14 protein-coding genes are annotated in these 13,722 nt (G+C 64.2%); 3 read left to right on the forward strand and 11 right to left on the reverse strand.

The window, feature by feature from the left end; genetic code table 11:
* Window positions 1-7: 7 nt before the first annotated feature.
* Window positions 8-736 (reverse strand): adenylate/guanylate cyclase domain-containing protein, encoded by a 729-nt coding sequence (locus VH499_RS11380; RefSeq protein WP_332052893.1) that lies wholly within the window; start codon window positions 734-736, stop codon window positions 8-10.
* A gap of 73 nt (window positions 737-809) precedes the next feature.
* The gene (locus VH499_RS11385; protein ID WP_332052847.1) at window positions 810-2,360 is read right to left on the reverse strand and encodes an AMP-binding protein; all 1,551 of its coding nucleotides are present in this window, start codon (window positions 2,358-2,360) and stop codon (window positions 810-812) included.
* Between the two features lie 124 nt (window positions 2,361-2,484).
* Here VH499_RS11385 and VH499_RS11390 point away from each other — a divergent pair, with 124 nt between their 5' ends.
* Complete coding sequence (locus VH499_RS11390; RefSeq protein ID WP_332052848.1) at window positions 2,485-3,705, forward strand: ABC transporter substrate-binding protein; 1,221 nt, start codon at window positions 2,485-2,487, stop codon at window positions 3,703-3,705.
* Between the two features lie 108 nt (window positions 3,706-3,813).
* Here VH499_RS11390 and VH499_RS11395 read toward each other — a convergent pair whose 3' ends face one another.
* The 5 genes from VH499_RS11395 to VH499_RS11415 form a co-directional block, all read right to left on the reverse strand.
* Window positions 3,814-4,026 (reverse strand): cold-shock protein, encoded by a 213-nt coding sequence (locus tag VH499_RS11395; protein ID WP_332052849.1) that lies wholly within the window; start codon window positions 4,024-4,026, stop codon window positions 3,814-3,816.
* 252 nt (window positions 4,027-4,278) lie between these two features.
* Window positions 4,279-4,953, reverse strand: a complete 675-nt coding sequence (locus VH499_RS11400) for an amino acid ABC transporter permease (RefSeq protein WP_332052850.1) — start codon at window positions 4,951-4,953, stop codon at window positions 4,279-4,281.
* On the reverse strand, window positions 4,941-5,621 hold the full coding sequence (locus VH499_RS11405; RefSeq protein WP_332052851.1) for an amino acid ABC transporter permease: 681 nt from the start codon (window positions 5,619-5,621) through the stop codon (window positions 4,941-4,943). The genes VH499_RS11400 and VH499_RS11405 overlap by 13 nt, the downstream gene beginning before the upstream one ends.
* A gap of 73 nt (window positions 5,622-5,694) precedes the next feature.
* Window positions 5,695-6,429, reverse strand: coding sequence for an amino acid ABC transporter ATP-binding protein (locus tag VH499_RS11410; RefSeq protein ID WP_332052852.1), 735 nt, complete (start codon window positions 6,427-6,429; stop codon window positions 5,695-5,697).
* A 63-nt stretch (window positions 6,430-6,492) separates the two neighbouring features.
* A complete protein-coding gene (locus VH499_RS11415) occupies window positions 6,493-7,350 on the reverse strand; it encodes a transporter substrate-binding domain-containing protein (protein ID WP_332052853.1) in 858 nt (285 codons plus the stop codon).
* Window positions 7,351-7,432: 82 nt separating this feature from the next.
* Between VH499_RS11415 and VH499_RS11420 the strand changes: the two genes are divergently transcribed.
* Window positions 7,433-8,104 carry an aspartate/glutamate racemase family protein gene (locus VH499_RS11420; protein ID WP_332052854.1) on the forward strand — a complete coding sequence of 224 codons (672 nt, stop codon included), beginning with the start codon at window positions 7,433-7,435 and terminating at the stop codon, window positions 8,102-8,104.
* 46 nt (window positions 8,105-8,150) lie between these two features.
* On the opposite strand, the gene VH499_RS11425 is transcribed toward VH499_RS11420, so the two are convergent.
* From VH499_RS11425 to VH499_RS11440, 4 genes are read right to left on the reverse strand one after another with little or no spacing between them, the layout of a single operon-like run.
* Window positions 8,151-8,777 (reverse strand): flavin reductase family protein, encoded by a 627-nt coding sequence (locus VH499_RS11425; RefSeq protein ID WP_332052855.1) that lies wholly within the window; start codon window positions 8,775-8,777, stop codon window positions 8,151-8,153.
* Window positions 8,778-8,787: 10 nt separating this feature from the next.
* Window positions 8,788-9,738, reverse strand: a complete 951-nt coding sequence (locus VH499_RS11430) for an N-carbamoyl-D-amino-acid hydrolase (protein ID WP_332052856.1) — start codon at window positions 9,736-9,738, stop codon at window positions 8,788-8,790.
* A 10-nt stretch (window positions 9,739-9,748) separates the two neighbouring features.
* On the reverse strand, window positions 9,749-11,218 hold the full coding sequence (gene hydA / locus VH499_RS11435) for a dihydropyrimidinase (protein WP_332052857.1): 1,470 nt from the start codon (window positions 11,216-11,218) through the stop codon (window positions 9,749-9,751).
* Window positions 11,219-11,222: 4 nt separating this feature from the next.
* Window positions 11,223-12,179: a dihydrodipicolinate synthase family protein gene (locus VH499_RS11440; RefSeq protein ID WP_332052858.1), complete on the reverse strand. Its 957-nt coding sequence runs from the start codon at window positions 12,177-12,179 to the stop codon at window positions 11,223-11,225.
* A gap of 41 nt (window positions 12,180-12,220) precedes the next feature.
* Here VH499_RS11440 and VH499_RS11445 point away from each other — a divergent pair, with 41 nt between their 5' ends.
* Window positions 12,221-13,690: an amidohydrolase family protein gene (locus tag VH499_RS11445; protein WP_332052859.1), complete on the forward strand. Its 1,470-nt coding sequence runs from the start codon at window positions 12,221-12,223 to the stop codon at window positions 13,688-13,690.
* Window positions 13,691-13,722 lie beyond the last annotated feature (32 nt).

Raw genomic sequence — 13,722 nt, forward strand, 5'->3', positions numbered from 1 at the left:
GCAGCGATCAGGCCGTGTAGAGCGCGACCGGCTGATCGAAGCCTTTGAGGGTGTAGTCCCGGGCGGTGCTGCCCTGCAACTCCGCTTGCGCCTGATCGTGCACAGCCTGGGTCACCACGATCTGCCCGGGCCGGGCGACCGACTGCGCACGCGCTGCCACGTTCACTACTGTGCCGATCGCCGTCAGATCCCGGTGCGAGTGGCCAAACTCGCCAAAGCTTACCTCGCCGGTATGGATCCCGACGCCGATGCCGAATTCGTCGCCTTCCGCACCAAGCGCGCCGACGAACCGGGTCCGCTGCGCGGCGAAGGATCTCTGCATCTCGCGTGCCGCCAGCACAGCCTGCCGCGGATGATCGCCATGAGCCATCGGGAAGTTGAAGATCGCCATCACGGCATCGCCAATGGTCTTGTTGAGGAGCCCGTCATGCTCCCAGATGGCCGCGGCGCAACGGTCGTAGAAATCATCGAGAAGGGTCGCGACCTCCGCCGCCGGCACCGATTGGGAAAGCTTCGTATAGCCTCTCAGGTCCGCGAACAGAATGGTCGCGTCGATCGTCACCGTACGCGCCTTCATCATGCGCGTGAACATCATCTCGCAGATGGTGCAGATGTTCGGGTTCATCTTGCTGGGACGGATGCCGACGACGCGAAACGGCAGCGAGAAGCCGCCGCGCAACGGAATCGGCATGTGCATCTGTTGCCAGCATCCCTTGCAGAGGGCGGAATATTGCAGCGCCATGGCCTCTCTTCCCGTCGGACCAAGCGCAGCATGCGCGCAAAGCGCCTGCGCTTCCACTGGTGCATCGCTAGACGATGCGGCTCGTCTTGTTGCCCCAATAGCGGTCGCGCAGCAAGCGCTTGTAGAGCTTGCCTGTCGGCAGCCGTGGCAATTCGTGCTCGAAGTCGATCGAGCGTGGCACCTTCTGCCGTGCCAGGTGCCGGGTGCAGAAAGCGATCAGCTCGTCGGCGATCTCCGCCCCGGGGTGGACGTCCGGCATGAGCTGGACCACCGCCTTCACTTCTTCGCCGAGATCGACGTTGGGCACCCCGAACACAGCGGCGTCGGCGACCTTGGGATGGGTGATCAGCAGATTCTCGCATTCCTGCGGGTAGATGTTCACGCCGCCGGAGATGATCATGAAGGTCGCGCGGTCGGTGAGATAGAGATAGCCGTCCTCGTCGACATAGCCGACATCGCCCACCGTGCTCATCGTGCCGTCGGGCGAGCGAGCCTCCCTGGTCTTGCCGGGATCATTGAAATATTCGAAGGGTGTCGCGGTTTTGAACCACAAGGTGCCCGGGGTGCCGACCGGCAGCTCCTTCATCTGGTCGTCCAGCACGTGCAGCTCGCCCAGCAGCACCCGGCCGACCGTGCCGCGGTGGGCCAGCCACTCCTGCGAGTTGCAGGCCGTGAAGCCCAACCCCTCGGTGGCGCCGTAGTATTCATGGATGATCGGACCCCACCATTCGATCATCTGCTCCTTGACTTGCACCGGACAGGGCGCGGCCGCATGGATGGCGATCTCGAGCGAGGAAAGGTCGTGGTGCGTGCGCGCAGCCGCGGGCAGCTTGAGCATGCGCGAAAACATGGTCGGTACGAGCTGGCTGTGGCTGACGCGGTGCGTCTCGATCAACTGCAGGTACTGCTCGGCGTCGAAACGCTCCATGATGATAGCGGTACCGCCGACGCGGATCGTCAGGTTGACGGCCGCCTGAGGCGCGGAGTGATAAAGCGGCGCCGGCGACAGGTAGATCATATCCGGCCGGTACTGCCAGAGCTTCTCCAGGAAGGTGAAGATCGGAAGCTGCTGCGCCGGCGGCTGCTCGGGCAACGGCCGCAGGATGCCCTTCGGCCTGCCCGTGGTGCCCGACGAATAGAGCATGGCAGTGCCGAGCGATTCATCCGCAATCGGTGTCGCGGGAAGGCCTGAGGTCGCCTGCTCGAGATTGAGGACATGGTCACCCTCGCCAGGCCCGTCGACCACCAGGCAGAGCTCGATCCCGGGGCAAAGAGGCAAGGCCGCCAGCGCCACCTCGCGCTTGGCCTGCGACGTGATCAACACCTTCGATTCGCTGTTGTTCAGGATATAGGCCAGCTCCTCGACCGTGAGATAGGAGTTGACGCAGGTATAGTAGTGACCCGAGCGCTCGCCCACGGCGCAGCATTCCACGTAACGCGCGTTGTTCTCCATGTAGATCGAGTAGTGGTCGAGCCGTCCCAGGCCCCGGGCACGCAGCAGATGCGCAAGCCGGTTGCTGCGCGCTTCGAGCTCGCCATAGGTGATCGTCTCGCCGGTGCCAGCCATGACGACAGCGGGCTGCGCGGCGCGGCGGGCAACGTGCTGGCCCGGATACATGTGCGTTTCCTCCTTGCTCGATGGACAAACGTTGGCCCAGTCCCGGTCCTCAGATCAAGCACGGCCTCGACGCCGCCGGTCGCCATGGCATACTCGGCGGCGACGACAGCCAGGGGAGAATGCGATGAGCACCAGCAGGCGCAAGTTCGTGGGCGGCGTGTCGGCGGCTGCCCTGCTTTCCCGCGTGAGCGTTGCGTCCGCACAGAACAAGTACGACGAAGGTGCGAGCGACGCCGAGATCAAGATCGGCAACACCAATCCGTACAGCGGTCCGGCCTCGTCCTATGCCGTCATCGCCAAGACCATCGGAGCCTACTTCAAGAGCGTCAACGAGGGTGGCGGGATCAATGGCCGCAAGGTGAACTTCATCTCCATGGACGACGGCTACAACCCGGCCAAGACCGTGGAGGTCGTGCGCCAGATGGTCGAGCAGGAGAAGATCTTCGCCCTCTTCCAGTCGCTCGGCACGCCGTGCAACACCGCGATCCACAAATACATGAACCAGAAGAAGGTGCCTCAGCTCTACGTGGCGACGGGCGCCTCGAAATGGGGCGACCCGCAGCACTTTCCCTGGACCATGGGCTTCCAGCCCGACTATCACACTGAGGCCGTGATCTACGGCAAGCACATCCTCGCCAACGTCAAGGACGCCAAGATCGCCGTCCTGATGCAGAACGACGACTATGGCCGGGACTACTTCGGCGGACTGAAGGAGGGGCTGGGCAAGGAGGTCGGCCGTATCGTGAAGACGGTCACCTACGAAGCGACCGATCCCACGGTTGACAGCCAGGTGATCCAGCTCAAGGACTCGGGCGCCAATGTCTTCATGGACATCTCGGGCCCGAAGTCAGCCGCACAGGCGATCCGCAAGATGGCCGACATCAACTGGAAGCCGGCGCACTATCTCAACAACGTCTCGGCCTCGGTGGCCGCGGTCATGAAGCCGGCAGGCTACGAGAACGCCCAGGGTATCGTCACGGCCGCCTACATCATGGACGCCACCGACAAGCAGTGGGACGAGAATCCCGAGATGAAGACATGGAAGAGCTGGATGGACAAATGGATGCCGGACTTCAACAAGGCCGATGCCAGCCATATCTACGCTTACGCCGTCTCGTCCCTGATGCACGAGACACTGAAGCGCTGCGGCAACGAGCTGACACGGGCCAATCTCATGAAGCAGGCGGCGAGCTTCAAGAACTTCCGTGTTCCGCTTCTGCTGCCGGGCATCACCGTCAATACCAGCCCCACTGACTTCTATCCGATCCAGGCTGTCCAGCTCGCACGGTTCAAGGGCCAAACCTGGGAGCTGTTTGGCGACATCATGCACGCCGAGAGCAGCTGAAGACGGCAGCCGACACGGCAAAGAAAACCCCGCTGCCGGTTGGCTGCGGGGCGAAATCCTCGGCCGCCGGTACATCCGCGGTCGGCCTCGGCAAGGGAGATACCTGGCTCAGCCGATCGCCTTGAGGTTGTCGGCCGACATCTTGCCGCTGCGGCGGTCGGAGACGAGTTCGTACTCGACCTTCTGGCCCTCGCGCAGGCCATCGAGGCCGGCGCGCTCGACCGCGCTGATGTGCACGAAGGCGTCGGCGCCGCCCTTGTCCGGCTGGATGAATCCGAAGCCTTTGGTGGCGTTGAACCACTTCACGGTTCCCGTAGTCATGGGAATGGTAGCCTTTCACGACGTGGATATGCTGCCCGCCCTCCATCGAAGAGGGCTGGCCGTCGAATGCGCACTGGTGTTCGGGATCAGTCGATGGCGCTGCGTTGACCATGTCGCGCATCGCCAAAAGTCGTCCGTCTATCGACGGCGCAGATATGGACGCTTTTGCCCATCGTTTCAAGAGCAGGCCGCAGTGACGCTCATCGGGATCCACGGCCCGGCCACCGGCAGAAGCCTGACTGCCGGACGGATCTATCCCCGGCCGGCCAGCGCCCTGTTTTCCAACCGACTGAGAAGCCGCACCACAGGCCATAGGATCAGGAAATAGATCAGCGCCGCCATGACGATGGGCGTGGGATTGAAGGTAACGCTTTGCGCCTGGCGCGCCTGGAACAAAAGCTCCGGCACCGCCACCACGCTGCCGAGCGAGGTGAGCTTCACCACCTCCAGCGTGTTGGACAGCAAGTCCGGCAGCACGTTGCGAACCGCCTGTGGCAGCACGACCCATACCATGGTCTGCAACCCGGACAGGCCGGTCGAACGGGCCGCCTCGATCTGCCCGCGCGGGATGGAATCGATGCCGGCCCGCAGGATCTCGCCATAGTAGGCCCCGGTGTTCAGGAAGAAGGCGATGGCGACGCAAGCGAACCCGCCGAGCTCCAGGCCGGCGAACGGCAGGCCCGCAAACAGCAGGATCAGCAGGACGAGGGGCGGAAAGGCGCGGAAGAAGTCCACCCAGGCCATCAGGGACCATCGTACCGCGGTACTCCTGAGCTGAGCGAGCAGCGCCAGAATCAGTCCGCCGGCCAGTCCGAGCGGCACGACGAGCAGCGAGAGCAGCACCGTGTTAAGGAGTCCGGCAAGGACGATCGGCATCGCCGCCTGGGCGATTTCGGCGTTGAAGAAGGACTGGACTATCTCTTCCATGCGAACCGGGTCTCGATCCAGCGCGCCGCCACCACGACCGGGAGGAAGAGGACGAGATAGGCGGCCGCTCCCATCATCAGCGGCGAAGGGTTGTAGGAGTTCGATACAGCCGAACTCGCCATGCCCAGGATCTCATGCAATGCCACGACGGTGCCGAGCGCCGTGCCCTTGGTGATGGCGATGGTGCGATTGGTGAGCGGCGCAATCGTCAACCGCAGCGCCTGGGGCAGCACGACATTGATCAAGGTCTGGCCGAAGGAAAGCCCGGTCGATCGCGCGGCCTCCCACTGTCCCTTGGCGACCGAGGTGATGCCGGCCCAGAAGATCTCCTCGGCGAAGGCCATCAGGACAAGCGACAGCGAAAGCCAGGTCGAGACGAAGCTCGAGGCCGAGATACCGGCCGAGGGCAGGCCGAAATAGATCAGGACGATGATCACCAGTGGCGGCAGCGACCGGAACAGATCGACGACGAAGATGATCAGCCAGTTGAGCGGCCGGATGGCGAGGCTTCTGATCAACGCCAGCAGCAGTCCCACAACCAGCCCGCTGGCGACGATCAGTGCCGCCAGCTCGATCGTGACCAGCGTGCCGTGCAGGATGTCCGGCAGATACTTCGCCATGACCTCCGCGTTGAAGAAGGTCTCGAGGAAGCGATTCCAGGCGCTCATGGCTCGGAGCGACTCTCGGCGGTGGCCCAATCATGTGCAGCGCTGCGGCACGGCACTTCGGCTGAGGAGGTCATCAATGCTGCCGGATCTGGCCGATGAAGGCCCGGGTGCGCTCGTGCGCCGGGCTCTCGAAGATCTGCGCCGGCGATCCCTGCTCCACGATCGATCCATGGTCCATGAACACGACGCGGTCGGCCGCAGCACGCGCGAAGCCCATCTCGTGACTCACGACGATCATGGTCATGCCGGACTCACGCAGGGATCGCATGACGGCCAGCACAGAGCCCACAAGTTCAGGATCGAGCGCGCTCGTGGGCTCGTCGAACAGCATGACCTTGGGCTCGAGTGCAATGGCCCGGGCGATGGCAACGCGCTGCTGCTGGCCGCCCGACAGCTCGGCAGGCCGATGGTTCGCGCGATCGGCAAGTCCCACCCGATCGAGCGCCGCCTGCCCGATCATTTCGGCTTCGGCCCGCGACTTCCCGGCCACCTTGCGCAGGGCCAGCGTCACGTTGCCGAGCGCCGTCATATGCGGATAGAGGTTGAAGGACTGGAACACCATGCCGATGTGCTGCCGGGCATGGTTGATGTCAGTGCGCGGATCGAGCATGTCGATCCCTGCCACCGTAATGCTCCCCGAACTCGGCTCCTCCAGCCTGTTGAGGCAGCGCAGCAGCGTCGACTTGCCGGAGCCCGAGGGACCGATAACGAACACCAGCTCGCGCTCGGCTACCTCCAGATCAACGCCCTTCAGGACGTGCAGATGGCCGAAATGTTTGTGGATGCCGCGGGCGACGACGATGCTCATCGGAGCGGGCCACTCCAGTGGCGCTGATCATGAGGCGCCGCTGGAGGGGCGCGCTCCCCCGACTCAACCGCAATGCAGTTCATGCGGCGTCGGATCGTAGCCCGGCATGCCCGGCACGCCATAGCCGGGCGTGATCGTGCGCTCCAGGGCATCGGGCGGCGGCACGCGGCCGAACCACTTCTCGGAAAGCTTCACCAGCGAGCCATCCTTCTTCATGCAATCGAGCGCATCCTGAAGCTGCGCCCTGAGCTTGGGATTGGTTTTTGGCGTTGGTGCCGCCCAATGGGCACGCGTGTCCTTGAGTTCGAGGTCGGCCACGAACATCGGGCTCTTCGAGGCGGTGTAGACGATGGTGGTGTTGCCGCCGAGCGTGGCATAAGCGCGGCCCGAGAGCACGGCCTGGGTGGCGTCCGGCTGCGTGTCGTAGGCCTGCACCTCGAAGCCGATCTCCTGGCCCATCTTCTTGCTGAGCGTCTCGTAGGGCGTGCCCTTGTTCACGGCGACCGCCTTCCCCTTGAGATCCTCCCAGCCCTTGATCGGCACGCTGCCCTTCTTGATGCCGAACTGGTAAGCGGTCCAGATGTAGCCGGCGGTGAACAGCATCTTCTCGGCGCGCTCCTTGGTCACGGTCGTGGGCGCTGCAATGAAATCGTACCGGCCGGACTCCATGCCCGGAATCAGCGTCGAGAAGCTCACCGAATCGATGGTGATGTCCCGGTGCATCCGCTTGGCGACCTCGGTGAACAGGTCGACATTGAAGCCCTGAATGCCGCCACCCAGCTTCGGAAAGGCGTGCGGCGCGAACGTGCCGTCGACGCCGGTCCGCAGCGGCGGCAGCTTGTCCTGCGCGTTCGCCGGCACCAGGGCTGCGGCGCCCATCAAGACTGCGGCCACGGCGACGGCCCATCCACGGTTCGACATGCGGTTTGCCTCCCTGAAATCCCCAGGCGCAGACGTTAGAACAGCCATTGTTGGATAGCAATTTGAAGGCCATCCTTGCCGCATGTCCCAGAATCGCGACTGCATCCTCGTCATCAATCCAAATTCGACCGAGGCCGTCACCGCCGGCATCGACAAGGCGATGGAGCCGCTTCGCATGCCCGGCGGCCCGGCCATCGAATGCGTAACCCTGAAGGAAGGGCCGCCAGGAATCGAGACGCAGGCCCATGTCGAGAGCGTCGTGGCACCGATTGCGGCTGCAGTGCGAAGCCACGACAATGACTGTTCGGCCTTCGTGATCGCCTGCTATTCCGACCCCGGCCTGCACGCCGCGCGCGAAGCGACTTCGAAGCCCGTCCTGGGCATCGCCGAATGCGGCATCCTGACGGCCCTCACGCTCGGCCAGCGCTTTGGCGTGATCTCGATCCTGCGGAAATCGATCCCGCGTCATCTGCGCTATGTCGGCCAGATGGGTCTCAACGACCGTATGGCGGGCGACCGCGCGATCGGCCTCGGGGTGGTCGAGCTCGCCGACGAAGCCCGCACCTTCAGCCGCATGGCCGAGGTAGCTGCCGAGCTGCGCGACGAGGACGGCGCGGACGTGCTGATCATGGGCTGCGCAGGCATGGCGCGCTACCGCGACCGGCTGCAGCGCCACGTCGGTCTGCCCGTCGTCGAACCCAGCCAGGCGGCCGTCTCGATGGCAATCGGCCGCACGAGGTTGAACTGGTCTTGAGCTGGAAGATCGGTCGCAAATGCTCACCCCTAAAAGGGGTGGTCCTTCATTCCGCCGCCTTCGCCTTCACGACGGGGGCTGCGGGGAATTCCATGCGGTCATCGGTCCGGCAGTAGCGGTCGGCGAACATGCGGCCGACCGGATGGTATCTGTCCATGCGGACGCGCATCGCCTTTGGATCCCAGAGCGCGTCGCGGATATGGAAGCGCAGGCCCTCGCCGATCACCAGCTGGCGGTCGTCCTTGACGTTGATTGTCCGCCAGACTTTGCATTCCATCGACCACGGCGCCTCGGCAAGCCGCGGCGGCACCACGTCGACCGAAGGCGCGAGCCCGAGGCCGAGATAGGCCGGCTCGCCGACATCGGGCGGGAAGTCGCCGCTCGACTCGTGCATCTTGCGCGCCAGCGGCTCGTCCGTGAGGTTGACCACGAACTGGCCCGATCGCTCGATGTTGGTCCAGGTGTCCTTGATACGCCCGTCCGGCCGCCTGTTGATGGCGACCATGCAGAGCGGCGGATCCTCGGCGAAGACATTGAAGAAGCTGAAGGGCGCCGCGTTCACCACGCCCGTCGGGCCGATCGTCGTCACCCAGGCGATCGGGCGCGGCAGCACGAAGGCCGTCAGGATCTTGTAGCGCTCGTGCGCCGTCACCTCGGAAGCGGCATACTGCATCGGCAGACTCTCAATTCGAGGGCTCGACCTTCACGCCCGTGCGTTCCGAGATCAGCTTGTAGTGCTCGGGCCGCCGGTGCTTGGCGAAGTTGAACGTGGTGTTGCGGATGTACTCGCCGAGTCCCATGTCGCAATCGTACGAAATGACCTCGTCCTCCTCGGTCGTGCTCTTGGCGACAATCTCGCCGGTCGGCGCGACGATCGCGGAGCCGCCATGCAGCCAGAAGCCGTCTTCCTTGCCGGCCTTGGCCGTGGCGACGACCCAGATGCCGTTCTGGTAGGCCGCGGCCTGGATCGACAGGTTGTGATGGAACACGCGCAGATAGGGCGGCTCCTTGGGTGCATAGACGTTGTCGGTCGGCGTGTTGTAGCCCAGCACCACCATCTCCGCGCCCTTCAGTCCCATGACGCGGAACGTCTCGGGCCACCGCCGGTCGTTGCAAATGCACTGCCCGACGATCACGTCGTCCTTGAACATCTTCCACACGTTGAAGCCGAGATCGCCGACCTCGAAATATTTCTTCTCGAGATGCTGGTAGGGAACCGTCGGCCGATGCTCGGCATGGCCCGGCAGATGAATTTTGCGATATTTGCCGATGATGCGGCCGTCCGGCCCGACCAGGACCGAGGTATTGAAGCGGCGGGTCCTGCCCTCCTCCTCCGCAAGCTCGGCGTAACCGAGATAGAAGCCGATGCCCCTCGAGCGCGCCAGCTCGAACAGCGGCAGTGTCTCGGGGCTCGGCATCTGCGCCTCGAAGTACTTGTCGACTTCCGCCTGGTTCTCCATCCACCAGCGCGGAAAGAAGGTCGTGAGCGCGAGCTCGGGAAACACCACGAATTTCGAGCCGCGTGAATCGGCTTCTTTCAGCATCCCCACCAGCCGCTTCACCACACCCTTGCGGCCGTCGGCGCGATGGATGGGCCCGAGCTGGGCGGCCGATACTTTCAGACGACGGGACATGTCTTTTACCTCAAAACAGCGGCTTCGCACCAAAGCGCGACATCGCCCGCAACTCCGGTGCCGAGCGTCCGAGCGGTTTCGCCGAGTCGGGCGAAGCGCAGGGCAGGAACTGACCGGAGCCGCGCTCGGCGTCGAGCTTTCCATTCTCGACAACCACCCGCCCGCGACTCACGACGACGACCGGCCAGCCCCTGATTTCGCGGCCCTCGTACGGCGTATAGCCGACATTGTCGTGTAGGTCCTTCCAGCGGATCGTGACATCCTTGTCGGGGTCCCAGATCGCGAAGTCGGCGTCCGAGCCCACGGCGATCGTGCCCTTGCGGGGATAGAGACCATAGAGCCGCGCGTGATTGGTCGAGCTGAGCGCCACGAACTGCTGCAGGCTGATGCGACCCTTCTGCACGCCCTCGGAGAACAGCAGCGGCAGGCGGATCTCGAGCCCCGGCACGCCGTTCGCCATCTCCTTGAACGTCGTCTTGTCGCCCTTGGGAATCTTGCCCTTCTCGTTGAACTGGTAAGGCGCGTGATCGGAGGAGAAGGTCTGGAGCGTGCCGTCCTTCAGTGCCGCCCATACCGCCTCCTGGGCGGCCGAATCACGAGGCGGCGGGCTGCAGCACCACATCGCGCCTTCGACTCCGGGCTTGTCCATGTCGTCGGCTGTAAGGCCGATATATTGCGGGCAGGTCTCGCCGAAGATCTTCAGCCCCTTTTTCTGTGCCTGCCGCAGCGTCTCGATGGCCTCGATCTCCGACATGTGCACGATCAGCATCGGCGCATCGACGAGCCGCGCCAGCGAGATGGCACGGTTGGTCGCCTCGGCTTCGGCGATGCGCGCATGGGCAATGGCATGAAACTTGGGCGCGACATGACCCTGGTCGACCAAATGGTGCGCCAGCCACTGGATCATGTCGTGGTTCTCCGCATGCACCATCAGCAGCGCGCCTTCGCGGCGGGCCAGCGCCAGGATATCGAGGATCTGATAGTCGCTGAGCTTGAGCGCATCGTAGGTCATGTAGATCTTGAACGAGGTGTAGCCATCCTTTATCAGCGCCGGCAGCTCCTGCCCCAGCGCCTGCGGCGTCGGATCGGATACGATCAGGTGGAAGGCGTAGTCGATCACCGCCTTGGGCGTCGCCGCCTCGTGATAGTCCTGCACCACCTTGCGCAGCGACATGCCGCGATGCTGCGCGGCGAAGGGAATGATGGTCGTGGTCCCGCCAAACGCCGCGGAGACGGTGCCGGTATAGAAATCGTCGGCGCACATGATGCCGAAGCCCGACTTCTGCTCGACATGGACATGGCTGTCGATGCCGCCCGGCAGGACGAACTTCCGGCCGGCGTCGATTTCACGGGTGCCCGTGCCCTTGAAATCGGGCTCGATGGCGGCGATGCGACCGCTCCTTACAGCGATGTCCCCTTCGGTCTGGCGATCCTCGGTAACGATGCGGGCGTTGCGAACGATCAAATCGTAATCGGACATCTCCTTACTCCGCCGCCACCTTGTGCCCCCGGCCGGAGGCCGCCAGCCGTCGCTCGAAACGCGCGATCAGCGAATCGAGCTCAGCGCGGTCGGTCGCAGTGAGCGGCGAACCCGGCGCACGTTGCTTCGGACTCTTGATGGCGCCGCGGCGGAACAGCACCTCCTTGCGCAGCGCAAGCCCGATCGCGGGCTGCACCTCGTGCCGCACCAGCGGCAGATAGACGTCGAACAGATCCTCCGCCTCCTCGACCCTGCCCGACATGAAATGGTCGTAGACCTCGACCAGCATCTCCGGCCAGGCAAAGCCGGTCATGGCGCCGTCGGCGCCGCGCCGCAATTCCTGCGGATAATAGAGCCCGCCATTGCCGACCAGGATCGAGACGCGGCGGCGGCCGGGCTTCTGTTCGCCCTCGCGGATGCGTGTCAGCTTGGCAAGGCCCGGGGCGTCCTCGTGCTTCAGCATCACGAGCTGCCTGAAGTCGTCGACCAGACGCTCGAACACCTGATGCGGCAGATAGACGCCGGTCGCTTGCGGATAGTCCTGATAGACCACCGGAATATCGGGCCCAAGTGCGGCGAATACCTGGGCGTAGTAGTTGTAGATGCCGTCATCGCCCTTCAGACCCGGTGGCGGGGCGACCATCACGCCTGAAGCGCCTGCGATCATCGCTTCGTGAGCGAGGCGACGGACGTTCTCGATGCCGGCGTGACTGACGCCGACGATGACCTGCCGGTCGCCGGCACGGCCGATCACGCGTTTCACGACATCGATTGATTCCTCGGTCGTGAGCTTGTGCGCCTCGCCCATCATTCCCAGCAGCGTGAAGCCATGCACGCCGCAGCGCAGGTAGAAATCGGTCAGCGTATCCACGCTCTGCAAATCGAGCGCGCCCTCATCGGTGAACGGCGTGGCGGCAATGATGTAGACGCCCTTGGCGGCTTCGGTGAGTTTTGCGGTCATGGCCCGATCATGCCAGTCTCACGCGCCAAGGGTAAGGACCGATGGACACGAAGACCACTCGCATCGCGAACCTCGATCACATCGTCGCCTGGGATGATGCGGAGCAACGCCATGTCTATCTCGACTCCGCCGACCTCGTGTTCAAGGGCAACGAGATCGTGCATGTCGGGCCGGACTATGTCCGCCCCGTCGATGCGACCGTCGACGGCAAGGGCTTCATGGCGATCCCGGGCTTCGTCAATGTCCACAGCCATCCGTTCTCCGAACCGGCAAACAAGGGCCTGACGGAGGAATATGGCAGCGACAAGCTTGGCCAGAGCTCTCTCTACGAATATCTCACCGTATTCGGCCTTGCACCCGAGGATGCCGGGCCCGCGATGCAGGTCGCGATGTCGGAGCTCCTGAAAAGCGGTGTCACCACTCTCACCGATCTTTCCATCGCGCGCGCGGGATGGGTCGACGAACTCGCTCGAACCGGCATCCGCGCGGTCATCTGTCCGATGATGCGCCAGGCCGTCTGGTTCACGAAGAACGGCCATACCGTCGAGTACGCCTGGGACGAAAAGGCGGGCCAAAGGGCCTTCGAGATGTCGATGAAGACCATCGACGAGGCGATCGGCCATCCGAGCGGTCGCATCGGCGCCATGGCCGGCCCCGCCCAGATCGATACCTGCAGCGAGGGCTTCTTCCGTGAGGCGCTGCAGGAGGCGCGGCGACGCGGCATCCCGATGCAGACCCATGCCTGCCAGGCCGTGGTCGAATTCCACGAGATCGTGCGCCGCCACGGCAAGACGCCGATCGAATGGCTCGAGTCGATCGGCGTGCTGGGTCCCGACCTCGTGATCGGCCATGGCATCTTCCTGAACGACCATCCCCAGATCCACTATCCGCACGGCCACGACTTCGAGCGGCTGCGCGACTCGGGCGCCGCGGTGGCGCACTGTCCGACCGTGTTCGCGCGCCGCGCCATGGTGATGAACTCGCTCGGCCGCTACATGAACGCCGGCATCACCGTCGGCATCGGCACCGACACCTTCCCGCACAACATGGTCGATGAAATCCGTCTGGCCTGCTACGTCGCCCGCGCCTTCACCGGCAACTACAAGATGGGGACCACGCGGCACGCCTTCGAGGCGGCGACAATCGGTGGCGCCAAAATGCTGCGCCGACCCGATCTCGGCCGGCTGGCGCCCGGCTGCAAGGCGGATTTCTCGCTGGTGGACATGAGCCATCCCTACATGCAGCCGAGCCACGAGCCGGTGCGCAGCCTGATCTATTCGGCGAGCGAGCGTGCCATTCGCCACGTCTACGTCGACGGCACGCAAGTCGTGAAGGACGGCAAGGTCCTCACGATCGACGTCGAGGCCGCGACAGCCGGCTTGATCGAAGGCCAGCGCAGGCGCCTCGAGACCGTCAGTGAACGCGACTGGGCCGGCCGCGACGCCGACGACCTGTCGCCGCCCGTCTATGCCACAAAGGAGCGCCTGCCGCAGTCCCGGCCGGTGTCGTGATCCCCCTCTCACATGGTCACGCTATGAATGCG

Origin of the sequence: Reyranella sp. (assembly GCF_036558665.1) — a bacterium.
GTDB lineage: Bacteria > Pseudomonadota > Alphaproteobacteria > Reyranellales > Reyranellaceae > Reyranella.